This is a genomic window from Streptomyces poriferorum, from assembly GCF_019399235.1.
Lineage (GTDB): Bacteria > Actinomycetota > Actinomycetes > Streptomycetales > Streptomycetaceae > Streptomyces > Streptomyces poriferorum.
In genome coordinates this window covers 1-716 of sequence record NZ_JAELVH010000665.1, presented here as the reverse complement: position 1 = coordinate 716, position 716 = coordinate 1, and the positions used below count along the sequence as shown (strand labels likewise).

The 716-nt window shown below is 72.1% G+C and carries 1 protein-coding gene; it reads left to right on the top strand.

All coding sequences use genetic code 11. The annotated features are described in order from the left end of the window. Nucleotides 1-124: 124 nt before the first annotated feature. A partial coding sequence (locus tag JGS39_RS40320) for a DUF5324 family protein (protein ID WP_219574696.1) occupies nt 125-716 on the top strand: 592 nt, incomplete at its 3' end.

The window sequence follows — 716 nt, the reverse complement described above, 5'->3', positions numbered from 1 at the left end:
GGCATCCCTGATGACCTGAATGACCCGGATGCCCGCTCCGCGTGCCGCACAGGTCCCCTGCAGGCATGATCTCGAACTGGGTGGATAGGCGGAGTACCTACCCGCCACCAAGGAGGAGGATCCCGTGACCCGCATCGACAGCGTGCGCGCCGCAACCGACTCGGCGAGGGACAGCGTGCAGCACGCCGCGGTAGTGGTGGCGCCCTACGCCGACTCGGCCAAGGAGCAGGCCGTTCACTATGCGCACGAGGCCCGCACACTGCTCGCGCCGAAGGTGTCGAAGGCAGCTCAGCAGGCCCGTGTCCAGTACGACGCGCACCTCGCACCACGTCTCGAACTCGCCCTCGCACACGTACCCCCCAAGGTCGACGAGAGCGCCGCGGACTACACCGTCCCGCGCGTCGAACACGCCATCGCCGCCGCCCAGCCCGTGGCCGAGGAGGCCACCGCCCGCAGCACGGCAGCGCTGGCCGCCCTGCGGGGACAGGTCACGCCGAAGGAGATCAGGAAGCTGACCCGGAAGCACGAGCGGCGGGCCAGGTGCGGCCGCGCGTTCAAGGGCCTGGCCGTGGCAGGCCTCCTGGCCGGCGCCGCCTACGCCGCCTGGCGGTGGTGGGACAAGCAGGCCAACCCCGACTGGCTGGTCGAGCCCCCCGCCCCCACCGAGGTCGACGACCGCGCCCCGCTGACCTCGGTCGACGGCAGCGATCCGGCGG